Here is a 25635-nt window from a genome sequence, read left to right as displayed (position 1 = left end):
CCCATGCTCGACCAGCGGGAACGTCAGCTCCGGGCGACGAGGTACTCGGTGAGCAGCTCCGGCAGGATCCGGCTGGTGTCCAGCGTCAGGTCGGCCGGCACCGTGTCCACCAGGCCGCCGTACGGCAAGAGCTCCACGTCCGTGCCGGCCACCCGGTAGCGGCGGGCATCGTCCAGCGGTTCCGCTCCGACCAGGATCCGGTCGCCCACCGCGGTCACCCCCACCGCGTGCAGGTACCCCAGGGCCCGCCCCCGGAACGCCCGCGGCTGGCGGCCCGCCTGCTCCGCCGTGGCCCCGCGCCGCAGCATCTCGCGCAGTTGCGCGCCCGTCAGCGTCGCCACCGCCGCGTTTGCCGGCGAGCTGGTCGCCCGCCACACGTCGCCCCGCGCCACCGCACCCGCCGCGATCCCGGCGGCGCAGTGCACCGGGTACACCACGGCCACCTCGACCGGGAAGACCGCCCGCACCGCCTCGGCGAGCAGCAGCACCATGGCCGACCCGGTCCCCGCGGTGAGCTCCGCGCCGCCGGGCAGCGTACCGACCGGGTCGGCCAGCCAGCCCGCCAGATCACGCTCGCAGGCCGCCAGCTCGGCCAGTACCGTGGGGTCGCGCGGCGCGTCCGCCGGCACCGGTTCGGTCGTCGTCTGCACCACCGACACCCACCCGTCGTCCACCGACAACCGAACCCGGCCGAGATGCTCGGCGAAGTTGCCGGCCTGCACGATCGGGACCGCGTTCGGCCGGTGCTCGCCGTCCGGCAGCAGCGTGTGGCTGTGACCACCGACGATGAGATCGACCCGGCCGATCAGCTTCTGTGCGAGCGCACGGTCGTTGTCGATGCCGGCGTGGCTGAGGACCAGCACCACGTCGGCGCCCTGCTCGCGCAGTTCGGCGGCATGCCGGCAGACCTCGGTGGTGCGGGGCAACTCGGTCAGGCCGAAGTCGGCATAGGCGGTGAACCAGTCGGTGATCCCGATGATGCCGACGGTCAGCTCACCGGCCACAACGAGCCGCGCGGCGACCGTACCCGGCAACACCCCGCCGTCGAGCGCCACGTCGGACAGCAGCGGCGGTGCGCCGAACGCCGCGGCGTACTCGGCGAGCACGCCCGGCCCGTACCGCAACAGTCCGCCGTTGCCCGCCACCGCGGCGTCCACGCCCGCCGCCCGCAGCAGCCGCCAGGCCGCCACACCCCGGGTCAGCGCGGACAGCTCCACCCCGCTGTCCTCGATGTCGCCACCGTCCAGCGCCAGCACCGGATGCGGTGCGGCAGCGCGGATCTCCCGTACCCGGGCGGCCAGCCGCGCCAGCCCGTCGAACCGGGCGTGCACATCGTTGAAATGCAGCAGTTCCAGAGTCGGCATCGGTCGATTCTGCCGATCATGATCGGGCCGTGTCGATCCTGCGCCCGGGCGGGGAACAGCGACGCGGGCCACACCCGTGAAGGTGTGGCCCGCGTCGCGAAGTGGATCAGCGGTGGATGGCGACCACGCGGTAGAGCTCCGGGTCCTCGTCCTTGTACACCGACAGGCCCCGGCCCTCCTGCTCGTGCAGCAGGTCGAAGCCGTACGTGTCCTTCAGCGACTGACCGAACGCCGGGCCGTTCTGGTAACGGCGGAAGTGCTTGCCGTACGTCTTCTCCAGCGCCTCGTCCTTGTCGGTGCGGAACTCGGCGGCGAACATGTCACCGGTGCGGGCGCACTCGCTGAGCACGCTCATCAGCGTGTTCTGCACCTCTTCCGGCAGCGAGTGCAGGAAGAACCGCATGTAGAACAGCACCGGCCCGTCCGCGGCGGCGAGCGCCTCGGTCAGGTTCTTGCGCAGCGCCGGCGCGTCGGACACGTCACAGGCGGTGAACCTGACGCGGTCGGCGATGCCGAACTCCTCGGCCTTGGCGGCGGCGTGCTTGACACCGACCTTGGAGCGGTCCATGCCGAGCACGGTGCGGCCGGCCTTGCCGAACGCGTACGAGTCGCGCCCCTGGCCGCAGCCGATGTCGATGATGTTCTGCGGGGTGTCCTCGCGGGCGTTGATCGCCTCGAAGAACGTCGAGCCGCTGTCGAAGTTGGCCCGCATGTAGAAGTTCGACCAGTAGACCTCTTCGCCGTACGACAGCGGCATCATGCCGGACTGGTCGCTCTTGACCCGGTCCCGCGCCCACTTGAAGCCCGGCTTCGGGGTCCGCCAGCCCTCGCCGTAGAGGTGCTCGGCCATCTGCTCGGCGTTGACCGGCAGCAGCCCGCGGCCACCGCAGAAGTCGATCTCCTTGGTGCCCTTCCAGTCGCTCTTGCGCACCTCGGTGGTGCCCGCGACACCGAACGGGAACTGCAGCAGCCCCTCGTCGTTGAAGTACGTGTGGAACAGGTCGATCCGGGTTTCCGGGTCCTTGGTGTCGTGGATGTGCAGTGCGGTGCGCTTGCACTCCACGTCCAGGCCGCTTTCCACCAGCCGGAACGCGATCTCCTGGAGCTCGTCGGCGGAGACCTTGCCGTCGCTGTGCCGGGACACGTACGCGGCGTCGAAGTCGACGTCGTGGCCGATCACGCCGCCCTCGCGGACCGCACCGAGCAGGGTGCCGTAGACGAAGAAGACGTCGTACCCGTACACCTCCTTGACCAGCTCGCGGACCTGGCCGTACAGGCCCATGACCTTGTCCTGCCACTCGGTGTCGAGCTTCTTGGACAACTGGAGTCGGCCGGTCTGGCCGAAGACGTGACCGTTGGACATCCGACGCTTCAACTCTCCTAGACTGTGTTGCCCGTTGTTGCGGGGGCGCAGGTACATGCCGTGCTTGGTGATGGGCAGGGCGACGCCGTCGACGCTGACGGTCAACTTGTCGTCGGTCGTGACGTACTGCCAGATGTCCTTGATCCGGAAGTGGAAGCGCCGCGCCTCGCCGTAGTTGCCCCGCTTGACCGCGTCGCTCGCCCAGGTGGCAGCGACCTCGAAGCCGCTGACCTGCAGGCTCACCCGCACCGGGTCGGCGCCTCGCGGCACCGACACCCACCCGTTCACCTCACCGCCGGTGAACTGCTCCACCAGGCCAACCATGCCCGTCTTGAGCCCGCGCAGCTGATCTGCCCGCACGAACCGGTATCCGGTCGTCCTCTCGACCAGGCCGTTGACGCGCTGCTTGAGCTGACCCATGTGTTCTCCCGATAACGTCTCTCGTTATTCGCAAGGTGAGGCAGTATCGCATCACGGACGAATAACTCGATAGTCCCTGTACGGTTGCCGGACGCTGCCTGTTCACTTCACGTGTTCTCTCGCTGACCGGCCGCCGCATTGGCCGCCCACCGGGCCTCGCTGGCCGTACGCATGCCCATCCGCACCGCCGAGCGCTGGCGCGCCCGACTCGGTACCGCAGAGACACGCGCAGGCCACCCCCACGGTGTCGACTGATCGGCTCATTCGACGCCGGCCGCACACGCAAACCGACGATGAAGGGAGGGTTATGGCCCGGCGAACCGCACCGGATGGAGAGACCTTACCGGAGAATCGTCGTCATGCTGCGCCAGGATTCCCGGTCGGGACCGGGCCGTGACGTTCTGGCCGAGCGAAACCACCCGCCTACGGTACGTTACCCAGCGCGGCTCAGGAACCGCCGAACCGCCCGGCCAACCGTCGGTACGTGGCCGGCGCCACCGCGCGGATCGCCACCGGCAGCCGCAGCCAGGACGGCGTGAAGCTCTCGTCCCGCTCCGTGACGATGCTGCGCACCAGCGCGTCGGCGACCCGCGCCGCCGGCAGCGGCCGCGGGCGTTGCCGCTGGTAGGCGGCCCCGCGCCGGTCGAAGAACGCCGTCCGCACGACGCCCGGTACGAGCACGCCGACCCGCACTCCGGAGCCGGCCAGCTCGAACCGCAGCGACTCGGCGAACGCGTCGACGCCGGCCTTCGCCGCCGAGTAGACCGCCTCGCCGGCCACCCCGGTACGGCCGGCGATCGACGTGACGAACGCCACGTGGCCGGTGCCCCGGGACACCATCCCGGGCAGCAGTACCCGGGTCAGCTCGATCGGCGCCGACAGGTTCACCGCCACCAACCGGGCCACCTGCTCGGAACTCATCGCGGTGAAGCGGCCGGCGTGTCCCTCGCCGGCGTTGTTGACCAGCAGGTCCACCCGGCCCGCCGCGTCGAGCGCGGCGCGCGCCAGCCGGGTCACCGCGCCCGGCTCGGACAGGTCGGTGGCGAGCGGGGTACCGCCGGTCATCGTCGCGAGCATCGCCAACCGTTCGGTGTCCCGGCCGGTCAGGATCAGCCGGGCGCCCAGCTCGGCCAGCCGCAACGCGGTGGCCCAGCCGATCCCCGAGGACGCACCGGTCACCAGCGCGACCGCACCACGCACCCGCATCAGTCACCCTCCCCCACCTGCTGCCCGGCCGCGACGAGATGCGGTGCCCGGGTCGCCAACACGGCGATGCCGAGGGCCATCACCGCCAACGCGATGATCTCACCCACCACCTCGGCCACCCCCACCGCGATCGTGCCATCCAGCCAGAGCAGACCCACCCCGATCGAGATCAGCGGGTCCACCGTGGTGATGATCGCGAGCGCCGGCGACCCCAGCCGGCCGGCCTGGAACGTGTTCTGGTTGAGCAGCACGCCGAACGGGCCGAGCACGCAGATCGCGTACAGCTGCCAGTGGTAGAGCAGCTCCGGGAAACCGTCCGCGAACCGGTCGGACAGGCTGCGCACCAGGCCCGCGGTCACTCCGTAGCAGATGCCGGTGGCCAGCGCGAGCGGCAGCGGCCGCCACTGCTTCGACACCGTCGCCGCCGCGATCAGGCAGGCGGTGAGCAACACCGCGAGGCCCACGCCCAGCGGCAGGATGGTCGCCGGGGTCAGGTCCCTACCGCCGGTATCGGTCGGCCGCGCCACCAGCAGGAACGCCACCAGCCCGGCGAGGGTCAGCAGCGCGCCGCCGATCCGTACCGCGTCCGGGCGGCGGCCGGCGAGCACCGGGGTGAGCAGCACGTAGAACAGCAGGCTGCACACCAGCAACGGCTGCACCAGCATGACCGGCCCGAACCGCAGCGCCAGCACCTGCAGGCTGAAGCCGGTCAGCGCCAGGACGATCGACAGCCGCCACATCCTCGTGTGCATCAGGTCGGCGAGCAGTGCCGGGTCGCCGGCGCGTCGGGTCGGCACCTGATGCGTGGCGCGGTACTGCAGGTTCGACGACATGCCGAACGACAACGCGCCGACCACCGCCGCCGGTACGGCGATGAACAGTCCGGGCGGCATCGCCTCACCGCACCCGGACGATCGGCGACTGTCCCAGCCGGTACGGCGGCACGACGGCCCGGCGCCGCCCGACGCGAGCGCCGGCGGCACTCCCCCGGTGAAGCATCAGCGGCCCTCCGCCAGCGCGTCGGCGAACGCCGAGCGCAGCGCGCCGGCCAGCGGCTCGGCGATGCCGCGCAGCGACTCGTCGTACAGCACGCAGACGCCGGTCACACCCGCGTAGCGCATGATGCCGATACCCAGCGGGACCCCCTCGGCCAGCGCCACCACCGGGTAAACCGCGGTCAGCCGGTGGCCGGCGATCCGGCGCTGCTGCAACGGGCCCGGTATGTAGGACGCGATCATGTTGAAGAACTGGCTGCTGTACACCCGCTGCGACATCCAGGCGTGCACCGGTGCCGGGAACATCCCCAGCGCCCGCATGACGAACGCCGCCGCGTGCGGCTCACCCAGATCCATCCGCCGGTGCAGGTCGCCGCGGATGCGCTGGATCCGCTCGGTGACCGTCATCGGGCCGACCGGCAGATCCACCGACACCACGCCGGTCTGGTTCCCGGCGGTACGGGCGCCGTTCGCCGAGGCCATCGCGACCGGCAGCATCGTGCGCAACCGGTCCGGCGCGCCCACCCCGTCCGCCACCCCGGCCCGGTGCAGCGCCTCGGCCAGCACCCCGAGCAGCACCTCGCTGCTGCGTACCCGGTGCCGGCGGGCGGCGGCACGCACCTGCTCGGTCGGCAACGGCACGGTGACCACGCCGCGCCGGTTCGCGGTCAGTTCCCGGTTGAGCGGGTGGCGCGGTGCACCGGCATGCGTGCCCAGCTCCCACATCCCCCGCACCACCCGGCTGGCCTGGAACGCCACCTCCCGCACCGTGCGGGAGCGCTGCCGGCGGGCGCCGCGGCGCCGCAGCGCCCGGCGACCCGGGGTCTCCAGGATCCGGTCCAGGGTGCCGATCAGCGACAGCCCGTCGCCGATCGAGTGGTGCATCTTGAACGCCAGCCTGCAGCCGTCCGCGTCGCTGTCGTCCCGGCGGACCAGCAGCAGCTGCCACGGTGGGCGGCGCAACGAGACGGGCTCGGACCAGAACCGGTCCAGCGCCGCGGCCTGCTCGGCCTCGCTCGCGACCACGACCTCGTGCACGTGGTCGGCCACCCGGATCGTCGGGTCGACCACCCAGCCCGGCCGCAGCCAGCCACCACGCGGAACCACCCGGCGACGCAGCGTCGTCAGCACCGGCAGCGCCGCCCCGATCCGGTCGACCAGTACCTCGGCGGTCAGCGGCGCGGCACCCGGCTCCGGCTCGGCGGTGATCACCGCACCGACCTGCTGGGTGATCGACCGGGTCTGCACGTGCAGGAAGAACGAGTCCGGCGGGCGCAGCGGCCACGCCCGACGCACCGGCCGGATCCGCCCGGACGCGGTCGGCGGCGGCGGCGCCGGCGGGGTACTGGCGGCGAGCGCCGGCAGGTCCAGCGCGGGATCGTGGCCGTCCAGGTACTCCTTGACCGCGGTGCTCTCGGCGCCCGACCCGCCGGCCTTGGCGCGCGCCGACACCAGCGCGGTCAGCTGCGCCGCCGTCGAACACGTCTCGGCCAGCCCGGACAGGCTCATCAGCGCGGCGTTGGCGGCACCGTGCGCGGCGATCGGCCGGAACATCACCACCGGGCGGCCGGTGGCCAGCGCCTCCAGCGACGTCGCGCCGCCCGCATTGGTCACCACCAGATCCGCGGCCCGCACCAGCGGCGCGGTGTCCGGCACCCAGCCCAGCGGCAGCAGCCGCACCCCGGGCAGGCCGCGGGCGAGCAGCGCGCTGCGCAGCCGCTCGTTGCGGCCACAGGCGACCACGACCTGGATCGCCCCGGGCGCGGCGAGCAGCGCGTCGACCGCCTCGGTGACCGCGCCGAACGCGTACGCACCGCAGGTCACCAGCACCACGAAGCGGTCCGCGGGCAGGCCCAGCTCGGGCCGCTCCAGCTGCGGGTCACCCGGGTGGTACCGGCGCTCCACGGTCGGCACCGTCGCCCGTGCCGCGATACCCGGTTCGGCCAGCTCGGCGGCCGGCAGTGCGGCCGGGTGCATCAGAAACGTCGCGTCCAGGTCGCGGTAGAGCCAGAACGGATGCGGCGCGAAGTCCGACACCCAGGCACCCACGGGGACCGGGAGCAGCCGGCGGCGCCGCAGCCAGGACATCCCGGCCGAACCGATCGGATAGGTCGACAGGATCAGGTCCGGGTCGAACCGCTCCACCTCGGTGGCGAGCCGCCGGCCCGACCAGGCGGCCAGCGTCGCCTTGGACGCGGCGGCGAACCAGCGGTGCCGCCACAGCGCCGAGTAGAAGAACTCGTACATCCACGGGGTTGCCTGCACGTTCGCCACGTAGATGCGGCGAAACAACGGACCGACCCAGCCGCCCATCGCGTCGAGCGTGTCGACCCATCGCACCTCGCTGCCCGGCCAGTGCCGTTCGACGCTCTCCTCCAGCGCCCGCCCGGTCGCGTGATGCCCCCCGCCCATGTCGGCCGAGACCACCAGCACTCGGCGCGGTGTCCCGTCAGCACCCGGGCCCATCCACCGTCCCCCAGCGTTCGGCGATCTTCCGCCAAAACGTTACGCCGGTTCGACGTCCGCTGTGCGCCATTGTTCCGTGCCGCACAGCGGGCGACGGTCGGTCGCGCCGGCCACGATGGGCGGCAGGCGCGTCGGTGCCCGGCGGGCGCGCGGCTAGTCTGACCGCGACCCGGAGGCGCGCCGTGCGTGCGGCGGCCCCCCAGCCAGCGACGATGCGGGAGACGGCGTGGAATCCACCGCACTGCTCACCGACCAGTACGAGCTGACCATGGTGCGGGCCGCACTGGCCGACGGCACCGCCGACCGGCCGTGCGTGTTCGAGGTCTTCGGCCGGCGGCTACCCAGCGGCCGGCGCTACGGGGTGGTCGCGGGCACCGGGCGGCTGGTCGAGCTGATCCGCGAGTTCCGGTTCACCGACGAGCACCTGGACCTGCTGCGCCGGCAGGACGTGCTCGACGATCGCACCGCCGGCTGGCTCGCCGACTACCGCTTCACCGGCGACATCGAGGGGTACGCCGAGGGCGAGCTCTACTTCCCCGGGTCACCGATCCTGACCGTCGCCGCCCCGTTCGCGGTCGGCGTGCTGCTCGAGACGCTGCTGCTGTCGGTGCTCAACCACGACTGCGCGATCGCATCCGGCGCGGCCCGGATGGTCACCGCCGCGCACGGCCGGCCGATCATCGAGATGGGCTCCCGGCGCACCCACGAACAGGCCGGGGTCGCGGCCGCCCGGGCCGCCTACCTCGCCGGGTTCGCCTCCACCTCCAACGTGGCCGCGGGTGTGCGCTACGGCGTGCCGACCGCCGGTACCGCGGCGCACGCGTTCACGCTGCTGCACGACTCGGAGGCGGAGGCGTTCGCCTCGCAGATCGCCGCGCTCGGCACCGGTACGACCCTGCTGGTCGACACGTACGACATCAGCCAGGGCATCCGGACGGCCATCGAGGTGGCCGGTCCGCAGCTCGGCGCGATCCGGATCGATTCGGGCGATCTGTCGGTGATGGCGGTACAGGCGCGCGAGCTGCTCGACTCGCTCGGCGCCCGGGACACCCGCATCGTGGTCTCCGGTGACCTGGACGAGCACTCCATCGCCGCGCTCGCCGCGGCACCGGTCGACGCGTACGGCGCCGGCACCGCGGTCGTCACCGGCTCCGGCGCGCCGACCGCCCAGCTGGTGTACAAGCTGGTCGAGGTGGACGGGCGGCCGGTGGTGAAGCGGTCGGAGAACAAGAAGACCGTGGGCGGCCGCAAGGTGGCGGTGCGCCGGCACAAGCCCACCGGTACCGCGGTGGAGGAGGTCGTGGCGTCCCGCTGCCGGCCGAGCGCCGAGCCGCACGACCGGGCGTTGCAGCGGCCGTACCTGGTGGGCGGCGAGCCGGCGGCGGACCTGCCGGACCTGGCCACCAGCCGGGCGCATCTGGCCGAGTGCCTGGTGTCGATCCCGTGGGACGGGTTGAAGTTGTCGGCCGGTGACCCGGCCATCCCGGTCACCATGATCAGCAACTGACCGGCCGCGGTGGCGGCGGCCGGCCGGACCGGTTACGCCGGTGGCGAAATGGCGTCCCGGACGGCCGTCGAAGCGGGTATAGGTGAGGGGATCGGTTTTCCACCAACGCCTGTCGGACGGCGCGGGTTCGTCGCCACATCACCGGCACGCGGACCTCGACACGCGCTCAGGAGGCGTCGATGGCCCAACCGGATGCGGTGCCTGCCCAACGTGACCGCCCGACCCCCCAGCTGCTGCGGCGGGTGGTGGGCCGGGTCCTGCGTCGGGCCCGCCAGTTCCAGGGCCGGACGCTGAGCGAGGTCGCCGGGGCGGCCCAGATCTCCATGGCCTACCTGTCCGAGCTGGAGCGCGGCCGCAAGGAGGCGTCGTCGGAGGTGCTGGCCGCGGTGTGCACGGCGCTGGGCATCGACCTGACCGAGCTGCTGACCGAGATGCTGTGGGATCTCAGCGCCGACCGCGTGCTGCCCGGGCCGGGCTGGCGTCCGGGCCGGAGCCGGCCCGACGTGCGCCTCGGGCTGCGCGACGAGCTCGACCCGCTGCAGCGCGAGCCGGCCGGGTCGTGGGCCGATCCGACCGCCTCGCTGGTCGCGCCGACCAGGCTGCGGCTGCTGCGGCTGTCCGGGGACGGTGCACCGAGCCGCTTCCCGGTCGCGCCGCCGTCGAGCCCCGACGTGCAGTGCCTCGCCGCCTGACCGACCCGGCCCCGGCCACCCGCTCGGCCAGCGCCAGGCGGGCGGCCGAGGCCGACACCACGCCGGGCGGCCCGGCTACCAGCTGGTTCCTGCCGGCATGGGGCGGACGGTGAGGATCTCGTCGGCGATGCCGTAGTCGACCGCCTGCTGCGCGGTGAACGTCTTGTTCCGGTCGATGTCGGCAGCGATCTTCTGCGTGTCGTGGCCGGTGTGCCGGCTCAGGATCGTCTCCATCTCGGCCCGCAGCCGCACCACCTCCTTGGCCTGGATGGCCAGGTCCGGCAGCGTGCCCTGGGCCACGTCGAAGGAACCCTCCGCGGTGGACGGCTGGTGCAGCACCACCTTGGCGTGTTCGAGCACCGCGCGCTTGCCCGGCGTACCGGCGGCGAGCAGCACGGCGGCAGCCGACGAGGCGCGGCCGACGCACAGCGTGGCGATGTTGGGCCGGACGAACTGCATCGTGTCGTAGATGGCCGTCAACGCGCTGAACGAGCCGCCCGGCGAGTTGATGTAGAGGTTGATCTCGAGATCCAGGCTCTCCGCCTCCAGGTGCAGCAGCTGAGCGATGACGACGTTGGCAACGCCGTCGTCGATCGGGGTGCCGAGGAAGATGATCCGCTCGGACAGCAGCCGCGAGTAGATGTCGAACGCCCGCTCGCCCAGCGCGGTCTTCTCCACCACCGTGGGGATCGTGTACTGGGACATGTCAGACTCCGATCCGCCGCTTGCCGGACGTGGGTCGCACGTCGTCGACGTGCTCGAGGATGTGGTCGATCAGGCCGTACTCGCGTGCCTCGGTCGCGGTGAACCACCGGTCCCGCAGGCCGTCGGCGGCGATCGTCTCGGCCGGCTGGCCGCTGTGCTCGCCGGTGAGCCGGTGCATCAGCGCACCGAGCCGTTCCAGCTGGCTGGCGTAGATCTCCACATCGGCGGCGGTGCCACCGAGGCCGGCCGACCCCTGGTGCATCAGCACCTGCGCGTTGGGCAGTGCGTACCGCTTGCCGCTGGTGCCGGCGGTCAGCAGGAACTGAGCCATGCTGCCGGCCAGGCCGAGCGCCAGCGTGCTGACGTCGTTCGGGATCAGCCGCATCACGTCGTAGATCGCCAGGCCGGAGAGCACCGACCCGCCCGGCGAGTTGATGTACAGGCTGATGTCGGCGCGCGGATCCTCCGCCGACAGCAGCAGCAGCTGCGTGCACAGCCGGTTGGCGACCTCGTCGTCGACCTCGCTGCCGAGCACGATGATCCGCTGGCTCAGCAGCCGACCGGCCAGCTGGTCGTCCATCGACCCGATGGCGGTCAGCGACCCACCCGTGAACGCTTGCATGCCCACTCCCCGCTCTGTGTTCGGTGCGCCGGCGCGGCGCCGTCGTGACCAACGGTGCGGCACCCGAGGGCAGGCCGGCAGGGTTCTTTGCCGTCAGCAGACGGAATCAGCCGGCAGCGAAGCGAGCCGGGCGGCCGACTCCCCGATGTGTGCCGGCTGACTGCCGGATCGGCCGGATCGGGCCGCTCGGCGCGCAAGAATCGAAGCGACGAAGGAGGGGTCCCCGTGGCAACCGGACTGATCGTGGTGGACGTGCAGAACGACTTCTGCGAGGGTGGCTCGCTCGCGGTGGCGGGCGGGTCGGCGATCGCGCGGCGGCTGACGTCGCTGTTCGCGGCCAACGAGGCGGCGGCCGAGGCGGACCGCTGCTGGGCGCACGTCGTCGCGACCCGCGACCACCACCTCGATCCGGGCGACCACTTCAGCGCCGACCCCGACTACGTGCACAGCTGGCCGCCACACTGCGTGGCCGGCACGGTCGGCGCCGACCTGCATCCGGACCTGGACCGTGCGCGGCTGGAGGCGCTGTTCGACAAGGGCGCCTACGCCGCGGCGTACTCGGGGTTCGAGGGCAAGGCGCACGGGGTGACGCTGGCGGAGTGGCTGCGGCGGCACGACGTGGACGCGGTCGACGTGGCCGGCATCGCCACCGACCACTGCGTGCGCGCGACCGCACTGGACGCGGTGCGGGAGGGTTTCCGGACCCGGGTGCTGCTCGACCTGACCGCCGGGGTGGCCCGGCCGACGGTGGACGCGGCGCTGGCCGAGTTGACCGACGCGGGGGTCACCCTGACCGGCACCCCGCACGTGGAGTGACCAGGCCCGGCCCCGGGTACCGACGACGGCGGCCCGCACCGTGCTCGGTGCGGGCCGCCGTGTCGTCGGTGTCGCTCAGTCGTCCTTCTCGGCGCTGGCGTTGATCGCCGGCGCCGGCGAGACCGGCGCTGGCGGCAGCTTGCCGTGGTCGTCGACGGCCTCCAGCTCCGGGAACTTCAGGTCGAAGGCCGGGCGCTCGCTGCGGATGCGCACCATCCGGTCGAAGTTGCGCAGCGGCGGCGGGCAGCTGGTGGCCCACTCGAGCGAGTTGCCGTAGCCCCACGGGTCGTCGACCTCGACGACCGGGCCGCTCTTGTACGACTTGTACACGTTCCACAGGAACGGCAGCGTCGAGATGCCCAGGATGAACGCGCCGAGCGTCGAGATCGTGTTCAGCGTGGTGAAGCCGTCCGCGGCCTGGTAGTCGGCGTAGCGGCGGGGCATGCCCTCGGCGCCGAGCCAGTGCTGCACCAGGAACGTGCCGTTGAAACCGATCACGGTGAGCCAGAAGTGCAGCTTGCCGAGCCTGTCGTCCATCATCCGGCCGGTCATCTTCGGGAACCAGAAGTAGACCCCGGCGTAGACGGCGAACACGATCGTGCCGAACAGCACGTAGTGGAAGTGCGCCACCACGAAGTACGTGTCGGAGACGTGGAAGTCGATCGCCGGCGAGGCCAGCAAGACGCCGGACAGGCCGCCGAACAGGAACGTGACCAGGAAGCCGATCGAGAACAACATCGGCGACTCGAACGTCAACTGGCCGCGCCACATGGTGCCGATCCAGTTGAAGAACTTCATCCCGGTCGGCACCGCGATCAGGAAGCTGAGCAGCGAGAAGAACGGCAGCAGTACCTGGCCGGTGGCGAACATGTGGTGCGCCCAGACGGTCATCGACAGGGCCGCGATGCCGACGAGCGCGCCGACCATGCCCTTGTAGCCGAACAGCGGCTTGCGGCTGAACACCGGGATGACCTCGGAGATGATCCCGAAGAAGGGCAGGGCGACGATGTAGACCTCGGGATGGCCGAAGAACCAGAACAGGTGCTGCCAGAGCATCGCGCCGCCGGTGGCGGAGTCGTACACGTGGGTGCCGAGGACCCGGTCGGCGACCGCGGCCGCGAGCGCGGCGGCGAGGATCGGGAACACCAGCAGCGCGAGCAGCGCGGTCACCGTGATCGCCCAGGTGAACATGGGCATCCGGAACATCGTCATGCCGGGCGCGCGCAGCGTCAGCACGGTGGTCACCAGGTTGACCGAGCCGAGGATCGTGCCCAGACCGGAGATCATCAGACCGACGAACCACAGCGTGGCGCCGGCGCCCGGCGAGTTCGCCACGCCGGCGAGCGGCTGGTAGGCGAACCAGCCGAAGTCGGCCGCACCGCCCGGGGTGATGAAGCCGGCGACCACCAGCGTGCTACCGAACAGGTACAGCCAGTAGGCGAACGCGTTGAGGCGCGGGAACGCCACGTCGGGCGCGCCGATCTGCAGCGGCACGATGTAGTTGGCGAACGCGAACACGATCGGCGTCGCGAACATCAGCAGCATGATCGTGCCGTGCATGGTGAACAGCTGGTTGTACTGCTCGGGCGACAGGAACTGCATGCCCGGCCGGGCCAGCTCCGCCCGCATCAGCAGCGCCAGCAACCCGCCGACCAGGAAGAACGCGAAGGCGGTGACCATGTACATGATCCCGATCTGCTTCGCGTCCGTGGTCCGGATGGTGCGCGACAACCACGAGCCGCGCGGCGCCTCGTGCACGGGCCACGGCCGGGTCACGATCGGCTTCGGTGCGCTCGGCTGCTTCGGCACCGGCGGCCTGGGAGCGACGGTGGTCACGAAAGCCCTCCTGTTGCTGTCCGCGCCGACGGGGGCGCCGGCGCACGCGCGGCCCGGACAGTTCGGCAGTCACCGGCACGGTCCGAGCCACACCCTCGCGCAGAATAGTCCCCCGACCGGGGCGCTCCGGCGTCGGGTGTCGCGGCCGCAATGCCTGGTGGACGCCCCGATCGGCGCCCCGCAGACCCGGCCGTCACCGCCGGCACCGGCCCGGGGTCAGTGGATGCCGAGACTCTCGCGGCTGGCAGGGGCGATCAGCAGGCCGGCCACCACCAGGCCGAGCGCGATGACGAGGATCCCGGCCCACACCACGCCGGCGCTGATCATGAAGTAGCCGATGGCGAGCAGCATCAGCTGCAGCACGATGACCGGGCCGCGGGCCCAGGCGTGCCGGCGGACCAGCAGGAAGCCGAGGACGCCGAGGAGCAGCCCGAGTACCACGGTGACGACCGCCTCGGTGATGCTCGCGGCACGGTCGGTGGGCTGACCGGTGAACGACGCGACAACGAGCCAGATACCCAGCGCGAACAGCGCGACGCCCTCCGCGCAGAGCAGCCCGACGGCGATCTTGAGGGTGGCCGGCAGCACCCGGCGCTCCGGTTCGGACACGCCCACAGGGTACTGACGGGTCGCGGCGCGGCGGTGCCCGGCAGGCCGCGCGCCCCGACCTCGTACGGTGTCCAACCGCGGTGCGCGCCGACCGGAGCGGTCGTGCGGTTGGGTAGATTGCTGGTCATGCGCGCACTGCTGGTGGTGAACCCGAACGCCACCACCACCACCGAGCGCAGCCGTGACGTGCTGACCCGGGCGCTGCGCAGCGAGGTCGACCTGGAGGTCGGCTACACCGAGGGCCGAGGCCACGCGGCCCAGCTGGCCCGGCAGGCGGCCCGCGGCGACGTCGAGGTGATCGTGACGCTCGGCGGCGACGGGACGGTCAGCGAGGTCGTCAACGGCATGTTGACCGACGGGCCGGGGCCGCAGGTGCCGGCGCTCGCGGTGGTACCGGGCGGATCGACGAACGTGTTCGCCCGCGCACTGGGACTACCGGCCGACTGGGCCGAGGGCACCGGCGTGATCCTGGAGGCGCTGCGGGAGAAGCGGACCCGGACGATCGGGCTCGGGCGGGCCGACGACCGCTGGTTCACCTGCTCGGCGGGGCTGGGGTTGGACGCCGCGACGATCCAGCGGGTGGAGCAGGCCCGCACCCGCGGGCACACCGCGACCAAGGGGCTGTACGTACGCTCCGCGTTGTTGCAGTACCTCACCGGCACCGATCGGCGCACCGCACCGATCACGCTGTCTCGGCCGGATGCGGAGCCGCAGCGGCACCTGTCGCTCGCGATCGTGCAGAACACCGCACCGTGGACGTATTTCGGTACGCACCCGGTGAATCCGAACCCGGACGCCGGCTTCGACACCGGGCTGGACGTGCTTGCGCTGCGTGGTCTTCCGCTGGCCGCATCGTTACGGGTGGTGCAGCAGACGCTGTCGTTGCGGGCCAGGCCACGGGGCAAACGGGTGGTCTCCCTGCACGATATCTCCGAATTCACGCTGAGTTGCCTGACACCCCTGGCGTTTCAGGTCGATGGTGATTACCTTGACGAGCGCGACGAAATCACGTTTCGCTCCGCACCGGAGGCTTTGCGCGTAGTCTGCTGACGGTGAGACGTGGGTGTGCGTGCCTTGGGCACGAACACCAGGGGCTACGAACAGAGCGGTTGCTTGCACCGCGGGTGCGTTTCACGGAGTCGCCAAATCAGGGCGGTAAATCCGGACAAGTCAGAACATATGTGCGGTGACGTTACTCACCGCGTTCGACTTTCTTCCGGTTTCCCCTTGACATCGCGTGAGTTCGTGAAAGTATTCACAAGCGAGTGACACGCCTGTCGGCGCGTGCCTGGGGCGGCACGCGAGACAAACCACAAAGCCACCGGTAGCAACTACACGACCCGAGGAGTGTTGCCCTCATGGACTGGCGCCATCGTGCCGTCTGCCGCGACGAGGACCCGGAGCTGTTCTTCCCGATCGGCACCTCCGGTCCGGCCGTGCTGCAGGTTGAGCAGGCCAAGGCGGTCTGCCGGCGTTGCCCGGTCTCCGAAGCCTGCCTGCAGTGGGCTCTGGAGTCCGGCCAGGATGCTGGTGTGTGGGGCGGAATGAGCGAAGACGAGCGACGCTCGCTGAAGCGCCGTCGCAGTCTGCACGTGCAGGCTCGGACCGCCTGACACCCGAAGACGCAAAGCGCGCCGATGCCCCGGACCGATCAGGTCCGGGGCATCGTGCTGTCCGCATCGCCTTGGTGCGTCACGGATCGCGGCGCCGGTCGTTAGCCTTGCGTACCAGACGTGCCGGCACGGCGGGCGTCGATCACCCGCCGCCGGAGCCACCCACCCGCCTCGGCCGGGGATGCGATGCCCAGCCCGGCACCGCATGCGCGGCGTCGCCGGCTCCGGGTCGGTCCCCGTCCACAATGGAGGATGACACGGTCGGTCAGTAGACCGGCACCGACAGCGCAGGCTGCTGCCGGGCAACGGAATCCCAGGCCCGGTCGGCCCGGCGCAGGACGAGCTCGGCGACCGGCCCGGTGTCCGCGAACGGCGCGCTCACCGGCACGCCGCAACCCCGCGCACCGGCCACGATGCGGTCGTGCAACCGGCCCGGGGCAAGGAAGTACGACAGCACCGCGATCCGGCGCGCGCCGGTCGACCGCAGCCGGGCCACCGCCGTCGGAACGTCCGGGCCGGCCCCGGCCGCGAACGCGACCGTACCGGGGACACCGCGGCGTGCCGCGAATCCCGCCGCGACCTCGGCGATGCCCTGCCGCGCCGCCCGATCACTGGTACCGGCCGCGGCCAGGACCAGTCCGTCCACACCGGACATCCCGAGCTCGGCGAGCCGGACGGCCAGCGCGGCCGACAGCAACTCGTCCGGGCCGAGCACACCGGTACGGGCGACCGGCAGCCGCGGCAGCGTGGCGCGGATCTCGGCGGTGACCGCGGGCACGTCGACCGTCGAGTGGTACGCGTCGGTCAGCAGCAGCGGTACCGCCACGATGCCGGTGACACCGGCGGCGGCCAGCTCCCGCGCGACCGGTACGGGTCGGCGACCGCGATGTTCCAGCGACGCGGCGGCCACCCGCATCCCGGGCCGGGCCGCCGCGACCCGCGCCGCCAACGCCTCGATCGCCGCGCCGGAGCGCGGATCCCGGCTCCCGTGCGCCACCAGCAACAGCGCGGTGCCCCGGCGGTCGCCAGGAAACGGCAGCGTCACGAGTGGATCCCGCACTCGACCTTGTCGAACAGCGGCCAGCGGCCGGCCCGCGGGTCCTCCCCCGGCGCGGTACGGCGGGTGCACGGCCAGCAGCCGACCGACGCGTACCCCTGCCGGATCAGGTCGTTGACCGGAACCTGGTGCCGGGCGATGTAGGCGTCCACATCGGACTGTGTCCAGGCCGCGATCGGCGCCACCTTGACCATGTTGCGGTTCGCGTCGTAGTCGACCACCTTCGTGTCGGCCCGGGTCGGCGACTCGTCGCGGCGCAGCCCGGTCGCCCACGCGTCGTACGGCTCCAGCGCCTCGGCGAGCGGCTCCACCTTGCGCAGCCCGCAGCACGAGTCGGGGTCGCGCTCGAACAGTCGCGGCCCGTACTCGGCGTCCTGCCGCCCGACCGTCAGCGACGGCCGGATCGAACGGACGTTGACCGCCATGTCCCGCGCCACCCGGTCCCGTACGTCCAGCGTCTCGGTGAAGTGCAGCCCGGTGTCCAGGAACACCACGTCGACGCCCGGCTTGACCCGGGACACCACGTGCGCCAGCACCGCGTCGGCGAACGAGGACGTCACGCAGAACCGGTCGCCGAACTCCTCGGCGGCCCAGGCCACGATCTCCTCGGCCGGCGCACCCTCCAGGTCCCGCCCCGCCCGCAGCGCCACCTCGCGCAGCGCCGCCGGATCCCGGCCGCTCACCGGACGTCCTCGGCGGCCAGCAGCCCGACGAACCGCACCGCGAACACCCGGGCGCACTCCCGGCACTCCCACTCGCCGTGCTGGGTCCCATGTGGACGGATGTCCTCACCCGCGCAGTACGGGCAGTGATAGGGCACTACTCGACTGGTGCTCATGCTAGATCCTCCTCGTCGGCGCGAACCACCCACTGGGCGAACCGTTCGTCCGGCTTGCGGTCGGACAGGTAGCGACGGGCCAGCCGCTCCACGTAGTCGGGCAGCTCGGTGGCGGTCACCTTCAGGCCGCGCAGCTTGCGGCCGAACCCGGCGTCCAGGCCGAGTCCGCCGCCGAGATGTACCTGGAAGCCGCCCACCTGCCGGCCCTCGGCGTCGAGCACCAGCTGGCCCTTCAGGCCGATGTCGGCCACCTGGGTACGGGCGCAGGCGTTCGGGCACCCGTTGACGTGCACGGTGATCGGTACGTCGAGCTCCGGTACCCGCCGCTCCAGCTCCGCGATCAGGTCGGCGGTCAGCTGTTTGGTCTCCACGATCGCGAGCTTGCAGAACTCGATGCCGGTGCAGGCCAGCGCGGAGCGCTGCCAGTGCGACGGGGTCGCCGACAGGCCGATGCCGGCCAGCTCCGCCACCAGCGAGTCCACTTCGGACTCCGGCACGTCCAGCACCAGCAGCTTCTGGTACGGAGTGGTGCGCACCCGGCCCGACCCGTGCGCGGCGGCCACGTCGGCGAGCTGGCCGAGCAGCGTGCCGGACACCCGGCCCACGGAAGGCGACACCCCGACGTAGAAGTTGCCGTCGGCCTGCCGGTGTACCCCGACGTGGTCGATCGGTGCGGTGCGCTCCGGTGCCGGTCCGTCGGCGAGCGGCCGCTTCAGGTACTCGGTCTCCAGCACCTCGCGGAACTTCGCCACGCCCCAGTCGGCCACCAGGAACTTCATCCGGGCTCGGGCCCGCAGCCGGCGGTACCCGTAGTCGCGGAAGATGCTCGTCACGCCCCACCAGACGCGCGGCACATCGGCCAGCGGTACCCAGACGCCGAGCCGCTTGGCGAGCATCGGGTTGGTGGACAGCCCGCCACCGACCCACACGTCGAAGCCCGGCCCGTACTCGGGGTGCTCGACGCCGAGGAACGCGATGTCGTTCGCCTCGTACGGGGTGTCGGGAAGCCAGGACACCGTCGTCTTGTACTTGCGGGGCAGGTTGGAGAACTCCTGGCTGCCCAGGTACCGGTCGGTGATCTCGCGGATCGCCGGGGTGGCGTCGAGGACCTCGTCCGCGGCGACCCCGGCGACCGGGCTGCCCAGGATGACCCGCGGTACGTCCCCGCACGCCTCGGTGGTGGACAGCCCGACGGCCTCCAGCCGGCGCCAGATCTCCGGTACGTTCTCGATCTCCACCCAGTGCAACTGGATGTTCTGCCGGTCGGTCAGATCGGCGGTGTCGCGGCCGAACTCGGTCGAGATCGACGCGATGGTGCGCAGCTGGTCCAGGTCGAGCTGGCCGGAGTCGACCCGCACCCGCAGCATGAAGTACCGGTCCTCCAGCTCCTCGGGCTCGAGCACCGCGGTGCGGCCACCGTCGATGCCGGGCCTGCGCTGGGTGTAGAGCCCCCACCAGCGGAACCGGCCGCGCTTGTCGGCGGGGTCGATCGAGTCGAAGCCGCGGTGCGCGTAGATGTTCTCGATCCGGACCCGGACGTTCAGCCCGTCGTCGTCCTTCTTCTGCTGTTCGTTGCCGTTGAGCGGCTCCCGGTGCCCGTTGGCCCACTGGCCCTGCCCCTTCGGCCGGGCCGGCCTGGCGGTACGGGTCGGGTGGGCGGCGCCCGGCGCGGCGGGGGCGGTACTGGTGGAGGTGCTGGCCGGCATGTCGGTCCTTTCCGGCGCGGAGTGCGAGCAGGCGGACCGCCGCACATCACCCGCGGCAGGGAGGACGTCGGTGTGCTCCCGGGCGGCACGGCACGGCGGATCGAATCAGGAGTGGCCGTACGGCGACCGGGCGGTGAGGTGGGCCGGGGTGTTCATGCACCCGGCGGGACGCCGCCGAACGGCGGCAGCCACGGTCGCTCAGGCGACCGGGCAACAGATGGCGCTGTGCACGCGGCAGTGGTCGACGTGACGTCGCACCACCAACCTGCGCTGCACCGCGGCACTCATACCGCACAGCTTCGCATGCCGAACAATCGCCGGACAGTACACAGTGACCTGCATCTCTGCCCGCATCGCCGGACGAACGCCGGCGCGGCGCTCGGCGCGGGCACGGCGCGGGTCAGTCACCGGAGCCCCCGAGCCGGGCCGCGACCTCGGTGCGCGAGGACACCGCCAGCTTGCGCAGGATGTTCGACACGTGCACGGCCGCGGTCTTCGGCGAGATGTGCAGCATGCCGGCCAGCTCGGCGTTGGTCAGGCCGGCCGCGAGCAGCCGCGCCACCTCGCGCTCGCGACGGGTCAACCCGTCGCCGCGCTCGCCCGCCGCCGCTGCCGCGGGGCCGGCCAGGCCGAGCTCCGCCCGTACCGCGGTGAGTTCGGCGACCCGCCAGCCGCCCCAGCTCGCCAGCTTCGACCCGGCCGCCTCCGCGTGCCGGCACGCCTCGTCGGTGCGGCCCAACGCGAGCAGGCAGCGGGCTGCGCCGAGATGCGCGGTGCCGCCGACCGCGGGCATCAGCAGCGGCTCGTCGGCCACCGCCTGGTAGCCGGGCAGCGCCTCGGCGAAGCGCCGGTGCGCCTCGTCGAGCTGCGCATCCACCAGCCGCCGGTGCTGATCCCAGGACTCCGGTCCGATCAGTTCGGCCCGCAGCTGGTCCAGCCGGGCCAGCGGCAGGTCCGCGGCCAGCGCGGCCGAGATCAGGTCGTGCGCCTGCTCGCCGTCCCGCCAGGACTGTTTCGCCAGCGCCACCAGGAACTCGTCCAGCCAGGCTCCGACCTCCGGGGCGCCCCGCCGCGCGGCCAGGTGCAGGGCGAGACCGGGAATCGCGGTGGCGACCGGCTGTGGCTGCGCGCGTAGCTCGTCGAGCACCGCCGCGGCGTCGTCCAACCGGCCCGCCTCCAGGTAGAGGCCGGTGAGGAAGTGACCGTGGTAGTCGGCGCGCCGACCGCGCCGCCGGTACCCGCGGTTCAGCCGTCGGCCGGCCTCCAGCGCCTCGATCGCCGCGGCCAGGTCACCCTCGCGGACGGCGAGCCGGGCCCGACCCGAGTAGTACGCGGCCACCGCCATCTGCTCGAACCCGGCACGCTCGGCGTCGACCCGCATCCGCTCCAGCAGGTCGCCGTGGTCGGAGGGCAACGACGGCGGCAGATCCTGGATCATGTGGTTGAGCGCGCGGGCCGCCAGCACCCACTCGTCGCACCGCTCGGCCTCGTCCACCAGGTCGGACAGGATCGCCCAGCCGGCCGGTGCGCTGTCGGGCCGTTCGGTCATCGCCACGCCCTTCTCCACCAGCGCGGCCAGCCGGATCCTGGGCAGGTCGAACTCGTCGGCGAGCGCGATCGCCCGGTCGGCCCAGTCGACCGTGGCGCCGACGTCGCCGAGCAGCGCCATCCCCTGGGCCAGCGCGGTCATCGCGCGGGCCGCCTCCGGGCCGGGGGCGAGGCCGGCCACCAGCCGCTCGACCTGATGCGCGGCGGTGCTCAGCTCGGCCGGCTCGTCGGCGTCGAACGCCACCCGGATCAGCAGGTGCAGCGCGTCGATGCGGTCGCTGACGTCGGTGGCGCGGTCCCGCCAGCACCGGGCGTACCGCACGGCGTCGTCCAGCAGGTTCGCCAGCCACGCGGCCCGGGCGGCGTAGCACAGCAGTTCGACGTCGTCGGGTACCTCGTCGAGGCCGGCCTCGGCCAGCTGCAACGCCTGGTAGGCGGAGCCGATCGACAGGTAGAGCGGGGCGCCGCGACGGGCCGCGGCGACCACGTCGTCGTACCGGCCGGCGGCGGCGGCATGGTGCGCGATCAGCGCGGGGTCCGCGTCGTCGTCTCGAAGCAGCACCTCCAGCGCCGCCTCGTGCATCCGGCGGCGCTGCCGGGCGAGCATGGCGCCGGTGATCGACTCGCGCACCAGCGCATGCCGGAAGCTGAACTCGTCCTCGCCGGACTCGACCAGCACCCCGGAGCCGACAAGCTCGCGCAGCGCGGCGATCAGCTCGTCCTCGCCGGTCGCGGTGACGGCGGCGAGCAGGTCGAACGGGATCCGGTAGCCGAGCACGGCGGCGGCCTCGACCAGGTGCCGGATGTCGGCGGGGAGCGACTCGACCTGCCGGCGCAACGCCTCGGCGAGGCTCCACGGCAGCGGTGCGTCACCGAGCGACTCGATGTCGTCGGGCGCCGACCGCAGCAACTCTTCCAGGAAGAACGGGTTGCCGCCGGTGCGGTGGTGCAGGGCGGCGATGGTCCGGTACGGGGCGGGGCTGCCGAGCGCGGACGCGACGTACGCGGCGGTGTCGGCCTCGGTGAGCCGGCCGAGCCGCAGGTGGGTGAGGGTGTGCCGGCGCTCCATCCGGGCCAGCAGGGCGCCGATCGGCTGCCGGCCGGACACCTCGTCGGGACGGTACGTGCCGATCAGCAGCCGCGGCCCTTCGTGATCGGCGAGCCGTTCGAACAGCGCGGCGCTCTCCGAGTCGGCCCAGTGCAGGTCCTCGAAGACGATCACCGCGGGCGCGTTGCCGATCTGGTCGGCCAGCAGCGACAGGCCCGAGTGCAGTCGCTGCACGGGGCTGCGGTGCGGATCGGTCAACTCGTCCAGCACCGCCTCGGACACGCCGGGGCGCCCGTCGATCGCGTCGAGCAGCACCTCGTACGGCCGGGAGAGCGAGCCGGGCTCGGCATGCCCGATGAGGACCTTGGTGTCGGTCGGCAGGCCGAGGGTCAGCTCGGCCACCAACCGGGTCTTGCCGATGCCGGGTTCCCCGGCGATGACCGCGACGGCGGGCCGGCCGGCTTCGGCGAGCTGCACCAGCCGGCGCAGCTCGCCGTCGCGTCCGACCATCATCGGACCGGTACCATCCCACCCGCGCACGGATCCACAGTAGCCGTGCTCCGCGGCGCACCGCGCCGGCGCGTACGACGGTGGCTGCCGCGCTTGCGGGCGGCGAGCAGGCGGGCCCGGCCGGCCGCCTCCAGGTGGTCCTGCTGGTAGCCGTTGGCCAGGTCGAGCAGTACATCCGGGTTGCTGAACATCGTTCCTCCAAACCAGTCATCAGGTACGTGTTCATCCTGCGCTGGTAAGGGGCCACCCACATCGGCATCGATTACCTATCTTTGCCGCTGGCGGGTACCTAGATCCGCACCCGGACTCCGCTAGGCATACCTAGCGCCGCCCCCGGGGACCTAGGTATACCTAGGGTCTGTTTCGGAGTCCCGCGTGCCGGCCACAGCGGCCGGGTGCAGCGTCGAGGTCCAGACGTGGTGCAGCGTGTCGACCAGCACCGCACGGTCGTCGAACGGTGGCACTCCGCACGCGGCCAGGTAGTACAGCCGCTCGCCCAGCCAGGTGAGCGAGGCGGCGACGGCCGCCACGTCGACGCCGTCGAGCCGGCGCATCGCCTCCGGATCCGCCTGGATCCGTGCCGTCGTCGCGGCGGTGAACGTCGCCATCTGGTCCAGCCACAGCTGCCGAAGCTGCTGGTCGGAGCCCCAGTTCTCGACGATGGCGCGCAGCACGCCGGCGTTGTCGAGCCACAGTGTCGCCCCGGCTTCGATTCCGGCGCGCAGCGCCGCATCCGGGTCGACCGCCGCGCCCGCCGGCTCCCCGCCGCCCGCCGATTCGCCGCCGGCCGATGCCGCACCGCCCGCCGATTCGGCGCCGCCGGCCGATGCCGCACCGCCCGCCGATTCGGCGCCGCCGGCCGATGCCGGGCCGCCCGGCGATGCCCCGGCACCAGCCGACGCCGTGGCGCCAGGCGAGGCCGGGGCCGGGGCCGGCAGCGATCCGGGAGCGGGTGGAGCGGACCGCGTCCAGGGTTGCGCGGCCTGGTGGCCGGCGCCGACCGCGCGGCGCACGAGTTCGGCGAGGGCCGCCTGCTTGCCGGCGAAGTAGAAGTAGAAGCTCGCCCGGGACACCCGGGCCGCGGCGATGATCTCGGCCACGCTGAGCGACTCGAAGGTGCGCTCCTGCAGCAGGTCACGGAGCGCGTCGAGGACGCGTTCGCGGAGCTCGGGCGCGCTGGCAGCGGGGTCGTCGCGTCGGGCGGTCACCCCGCAACCCTACCGGATCGTACGTCTGGACACGATGACTGAACACTATGTATGGTCGGGGGCATGACAACACAACTGGCCGTGCACCTGGTGGTCGACGATCCGCAGGCCGCAGCCGAGTGGTACGCCGCGGCGCTCGGCGCGCGCGAGACGAGCCGGGTCAACCTGCCCGACGGCCGGCCGCTCACCGTGGAACTTCGACTCGGCGACACCGTGCTCGCCGTCGCGGGCGAGGTACCGGCCGCCGGCATGCGCACGCCGGCCGCGCTCGGCGGTACCCCGGCCGCGTTCCACCTTCCGGTGCCCGACACCGACGCCGCGTGGCAGCGCGCGCTCGCCGCGGGCGCGACCGAGTTCGAGGCGCCGCACGACGCGTTCTGGGGCGACCGCACCGCGCAGTTCCTCGACCCGTCCGGGCATCGCTGGGCCCTCGACCAGCACCTCCGGGACGTACCGGCGGAGGAGCTCGCCGCGCACGTGGCGGCGATGTTCGGGTGAGGTACCGCAGGTTCGGCCCGACCGGGCTGCGCGTGTCGGAGCTCGTCCTGGGCGCGATGACGTTCGGCGAGCAGGGCGGGGTCGGTGCCTCGCCGGAGGAGTGCCGCCGGATCCTCGACGCGTACGCCGACGCGGGCGGCAACATGATCGACACCGCGATCAACTACCGGGGCGGTGCCAGCGAGCAGATCGTCGGCGAGCTGCTGGCCGGGCGCCGGGACCGGTTCGTGCTGGCCACGAAGTACACCGTCACCCGGGATGCGACCGACCCCAACGGCGGCGGCAACCACCGCAAGAACCTGCGGCTGTCGCTGGAGACCAGCCTGCGCCGGCTGCGTACCGACCATGTCGACGTCTACTGGGTGCACCTGTGGGACCGGCACACCCCGGTCGAGGAGACCATGCGGGCACTGGACGACGCGGTGACCGCCGGCACGGTGCTCTACGTCGGCATCTCCGACGCGCCGGCCTGGGTGGTGGCTCGGGCGAACACCCTGGCACAGTGGCGCGGCTGGACCGGCTTCGCCGGCCTGCAGGTGCCGTACAGCCTGCTGCAACGCGACGCCGAACGCGAGCTGCTGCCGATGGCGGCGGCGTTCGGGATGGCGGTGACCGCCTGGAGTCCGCTGGGCGGTGGCGTGCTTTCCGGCAAGTACGCCTCGGCGGGTGCACCGGGGCCGACCCGCCTCGACCCCGGCTCGATCGATCCGCACGACCGGGCGATCGCGCGGGTGGTGCAGGCGGTGGCCGACGAGATCGGAGCGACCGCGGCACAGGTCGCGCTGGCCTGGACCCGGGTACGGTCGCCGGCGGTGCTGCCGATGATCGGCGCCCGCACCGTGGCCCAGCTGGTGGACAACCTCGGCTGCCTCGAGGTCTCGCTCGAACCCGAGCAGGTGCGGCGGCTGGAGGCGGCGACCGGGTTCGCACCCGGATTCCCCACCGAGTTCATCGAGCAGACCACGCCCTGGGTGCTCGGCGCGGCCGCGATCTGACGAACCGCCGGCG

Annotated in this window: 23 protein-coding genes; 7 read left to right on the top strand and 16 right to left on the bottom strand. The window is 72.3% G+C overall.

Annotated elements, in window-relative coordinates:
- Positions 1-23: 23 nt before the first annotated feature.
- From Asera_RS15450 to Asera_RS15430, 5 genes are all read right to left on the bottom strand, one after another.
- Entirely contained in the window at positions 24-1364 is a 1341-nt protein-coding gene (locus Asera_RS15450) for a bifunctional metallophosphatase/5'-nucleotidase (RefSeq protein ID WP_030448667.1), read from the bottom strand.
- Between the two features lie 106 nt (positions 1365-1470).
- Positions 1471-2076 (bottom strand): class I SAM-dependent methyltransferase, encoded by a 606-nt coding sequence (locus tag Asera_RS33960; RefSeq protein WP_425305978.1) that lies wholly within the window; start codon positions 2074-2076, stop codon positions 1471-1473.
- A gap of 1518 nt (positions 2077-3594) precedes the next feature.
- Positions 3595-4353 (bottom strand): SDR family NAD(P)-dependent oxidoreductase, encoded by a 759-nt coding sequence (locus tag Asera_RS15440; protein WP_030448665.1) that lies wholly within the window; start codon positions 4351-4353, stop codon positions 3595-3597.
- On the bottom strand, positions 4353-5246 hold the full coding sequence (locus Asera_RS15435; RefSeq protein ID WP_030448664.1) for a DMT family transporter: 894 nt from the start codon (positions 5244-5246) through the stop codon (positions 4353-4355). Before Asera_RS15435 ends, Asera_RS15440 begins: the two co-directional genes overlap by 1 nt.
- A gap of 105 nt (positions 5247-5351) precedes the next feature.
- Positions 5352-7814 carry a WS/DGAT domain-containing protein gene (locus Asera_RS15430; protein WP_084132475.1) on the bottom strand — a complete coding sequence of 821 codons (2463 nt, stop codon included), beginning with the start codon at positions 7812-7814 and terminating at the stop codon, positions 5352-5354.
- Positions 7815-8040: 226 nt separating this feature from the next.
- Here Asera_RS15430 and Asera_RS15425 point away from each other — a divergent pair, with 226 nt between their 5' ends.
- Entirely contained in the window at positions 8041-9321 is a 1281-nt protein-coding gene (locus Asera_RS15425) for a nicotinate phosphoribosyltransferase (protein ID WP_030448662.1), read from the top strand.
- A 179-nt stretch (positions 9322-9500) separates the two neighbouring features.
- Positions 9501-10013 (top strand): helix-turn-helix domain-containing protein, encoded by a 513-nt coding sequence (locus tag Asera_RS33800; protein ID WP_051802783.1) that lies wholly within the window; start codon positions 9501-9503, stop codon positions 10011-10013.
- A 75-nt stretch (positions 10014-10088) separates the two neighbouring features.
- Here the strand turns inward: Asera_RS33800 and Asera_RS15415 are convergent, their stop codons facing one another.
- Both Asera_RS15415 and Asera_RS15410 read right to left on the bottom strand, forming a co-directional pair.
- Positions 10089-10718, bottom strand: coding sequence for a ClpP family protease (locus Asera_RS15415; RefSeq protein WP_030448660.1), 630 nt, complete (start codon positions 10716-10718; stop codon positions 10089-10091).
- 1 nt (position 10719) lies between these two features.
- Positions 10720-11340, bottom strand: coding sequence for a ClpP family protease (locus Asera_RS15410; protein ID WP_030448659.1), 621 nt, complete (start codon positions 11338-11340; stop codon positions 10720-10722).
- A 225-nt stretch (positions 11341-11565) separates the two neighbouring features.
- On the opposite strand from Asera_RS15410, the gene Asera_RS15405 reads away from it, so the two are divergent.
- A complete protein-coding gene (locus tag Asera_RS15405; protein ID WP_030448658.1) occupies positions 11566-12156 on the top strand; it encodes an isochorismatase family protein in 591 nt (196 codons plus the stop codon).
- 75 nt (positions 12157-12231) lie between these two features.
- Here the strand turns inward: Asera_RS15405 and ctaD are convergent, their stop codons facing one another.
- Both ctaD and Asera_RS15395 read right to left on the bottom strand, forming a co-directional pair.
- Complete coding sequence (gene ctaD / locus Asera_RS15400; RefSeq protein ID WP_212804804.1) at positions 12232-13965, bottom strand: aa3-type cytochrome oxidase subunit I; 1734 nt, start codon at positions 13963-13965, stop codon at positions 12232-12234.
- Between the two features lie 243 nt (positions 13966-14208).
- Positions 14209-14601, bottom strand: coding sequence for a hypothetical protein (locus Asera_RS15395; protein ID WP_030448657.1), 393 nt, complete (start codon positions 14599-14601; stop codon positions 14209-14211).
- A gap of 126 nt (positions 14602-14727) precedes the next feature.
- Between Asera_RS15395 and Asera_RS15390 the strand changes: the two genes are divergently transcribed.
- Positions 14728-15651: a diacylglycerol/lipid kinase family protein gene (locus Asera_RS15390; protein WP_030448656.1), complete on the top strand. Its 924-nt coding sequence runs from the start codon at positions 14728-14730 to the stop codon at positions 15649-15651.
- A 308-nt stretch (positions 15652-15959) separates the two neighbouring features.
- On the top strand, positions 15960-16214 hold the full coding sequence (locus Asera_RS15385; protein WP_030448655.1) for a WhiB family transcriptional regulator: 255 nt from the start codon (positions 15960-15962) through the stop codon (positions 16212-16214).
- A gap of 265 nt (positions 16215-16479) precedes the next feature.
- On the opposite strand, the gene Asera_RS15380 is transcribed toward Asera_RS15385, so the two are convergent.
- From Asera_RS15380 to Asera_RS33110, 7 genes are all read right to left on the bottom strand, one after another.
- Entirely contained in the window at positions 16480-17274 is a 795-nt protein-coding gene (locus Asera_RS15380) for a sirohydrochlorin chelatase (RefSeq protein WP_244843893.1), read from the bottom strand.
- The gene (locus Asera_RS15375; protein WP_035298078.1) at positions 17256-17954 is read right to left on the bottom strand and encodes a phosphoadenylyl-sulfate reductase; all 699 of its coding nucleotides are present in this window, start codon (positions 17952-17954) and stop codon (positions 17256-17258) included. Before Asera_RS15375 ends, Asera_RS15380 begins: the two co-directional genes overlap by 19 nt.
- Positions 17951-18109, bottom strand: coding sequence for a hypothetical protein (locus tag Asera_RS15370; RefSeq protein ID WP_169745901.1), 159 nt, complete (start codon positions 18107-18109; stop codon positions 17951-17953). Before Asera_RS15370 ends, Asera_RS15375 begins: the two co-directional genes overlap by 4 nt.
- Positions 18106-19815 carry a nitrite/sulfite reductase gene (locus Asera_RS15365; RefSeq protein ID WP_030448652.1) on the bottom strand — a complete coding sequence of 570 codons (1710 nt, stop codon included), beginning with the start codon at positions 19813-19815 and terminating at the stop codon, positions 18106-18108. Before Asera_RS15365 ends, Asera_RS15370 begins: the two co-directional genes overlap by 4 nt.
- Before the next feature lie 400 nt (positions 19816-20215).
- A complete protein-coding gene (locus Asera_RS15360; RefSeq protein ID WP_244843892.1) occupies positions 20216-22924 on the bottom strand; it encodes an ATP-binding protein in 2709 nt (902 codons plus the stop codon).
- Positions 22921-23112, bottom strand: a complete 192-nt coding sequence (locus Asera_RS15355) for a hypothetical protein (RefSeq protein WP_030448650.1) — start codon at positions 23110-23112, stop codon at positions 22921-22923. The genes Asera_RS15360 and Asera_RS15355 overlap by 4 nt, the downstream gene beginning before the upstream one ends.
- A 150-nt stretch (positions 23113-23262) precedes the next feature.
- Entirely contained in the window at positions 23263-24129 is an 867-nt protein-coding gene (locus tag Asera_RS33110; RefSeq protein WP_244843891.1) for a TetR/AcrR family transcriptional regulator, read from the bottom strand.
- 63 nt (positions 24130-24192) lie between these two features.
- On the opposite strand from Asera_RS33110, the gene Asera_RS15345 reads away from it, so the two are divergent.
- Both Asera_RS15345 and Asera_RS15340 read left to right on the top strand, forming a co-directional pair.
- On the top strand, positions 24193-24627 hold the full coding sequence (locus Asera_RS15345; RefSeq protein ID WP_035298125.1) for a VOC family protein: 435 nt from the start codon (positions 24193-24195) through the stop codon (positions 24625-24627).
- The gene (locus tag Asera_RS15340) at positions 24624-25622 is read left to right on the top strand and encodes an aldo/keto reductase (RefSeq protein WP_030448648.1); all 999 of its coding nucleotides are present in this window, start codon (positions 24624-24626) and stop codon (positions 25620-25622) included. The genes Asera_RS15345 and Asera_RS15340 overlap by 4 nt, the downstream gene beginning before the upstream one ends.
- The last annotated feature ends 13 nt before the right edge of the window (positions 25623-25635 follow it).

The sequence above is a fragment of the Actinocatenispora sera genome (genome assembly GCF_018324685.1).
In the GTDB taxonomy this organism is placed as follows: Bacteria; Actinomycetota; Actinomycetes; order Mycobacteriales; family Micromonosporaceae; genus Actinocatenispora; species Actinocatenispora sera.
The sequence above is the reverse complement of the archived record's forward strand: the minus strand, read 5'-3'. Positions and strand labels throughout refer to the sequence as shown.

Bases quoted from the DNA above. Each gene is read 5' to 3' on its own strand.
- Asera_RS15435 (WP_030448664.1), bottom strand. From the start codon at position 5,246: ATGCCGCCCGGACTGTTCATCGCCGTACCGGCGGCGGTGGTCGGCGCG.
- Asera_RS15385 (WP_030448655.1), top strand. From the start codon at position 15,960: ATGGACTGGCGCCATCGTGCCGTCTGCCGCGACGAGGACCCGGAGCTG.
- Asera_RS15355 (WP_030448650.1), bottom strand. From the start codon at position 23,112: ATGTTCAGCAACCCGGATGTACTGCTCGACCTGGCCAACGGCTACCAG.
- Asera_RS15410 (WP_030448659.1), bottom strand. From the start codon at position 11,340: ATGCAAGCGTTCACGGGTGGGTCGCTGACCGCCATCGGGTCGATGGAC.
- Asera_RS15360 (WP_244843892.1), bottom strand. From the start codon at position 22,924: ATGATGGTCGGACGCGACGGCGAGCTGCGCCGGCTGGTGCAGCTCGCC.
- Asera_RS15415 (WP_030448660.1), bottom strand. From the start codon at position 10,718: ATGTCCCAGTACACGATCCCCACGGTGGTGGAGAAGACCGCGCTGGGC.
- Asera_RS15430 (WP_084132475.1), bottom strand. From the start codon at position 7,814: ATGGGCCCGGGTGCTGACGGGACACCGCGCCGAGTGCTGGTGGTCTCG.
- Asera_RS15440 (WP_030448665.1), bottom strand. From the start codon at position 4,353: ATGCGGGTGCGTGGTGCGGTCGCGCTGGTGACCGGTGCGTCCTCGGGG.
- Asera_RS15365 (WP_030448652.1), bottom strand. From the start codon at position 19,815: ATGCCGGCCAGCACCTCCACCAGTACCGCCCCCGCCGCGCCGGGCGCC.
- Asera_RS33960 (WP_425305978.1), bottom strand. From the start codon at position 2,076: ATGCGGGCCAACTTCGACAGCGGCTCGACGTTCTTCGAGGCGATCAAC.
- Asera_RS33800 (WP_051802783.1), top strand. From the start codon at position 9,501: ATGGCCCAACCGGATGCGGTGCCTGCCCAACGTGACCGCCCGACCCCC.
- Asera_RS15345 (WP_035298125.1), top strand. From the start codon at position 24,193: ATGACAACACAACTGGCCGTGCACCTGGTGGTCGACGATCCGCAGGCC.
- Asera_RS15390 (WP_030448656.1), top strand. From the start codon at position 14,728: ATGCGCGCACTGCTGGTGGTGAACCCGAACGCCACCACCACCACCGAG.
- Asera_RS15450 (WP_030448667.1), bottom strand. From the start codon at position 1,364: ATGCCGACTCTGGAACTGCTGCATTTCAACGATGTGCACGCCCGGTTC.
- Asera_RS15370 (WP_169745901.1), bottom strand. From the start codon at position 18,109: ATGAGCACCAGTCGAGTAGTGCCCTATCACTGCCCGTACTGCGCGGGT.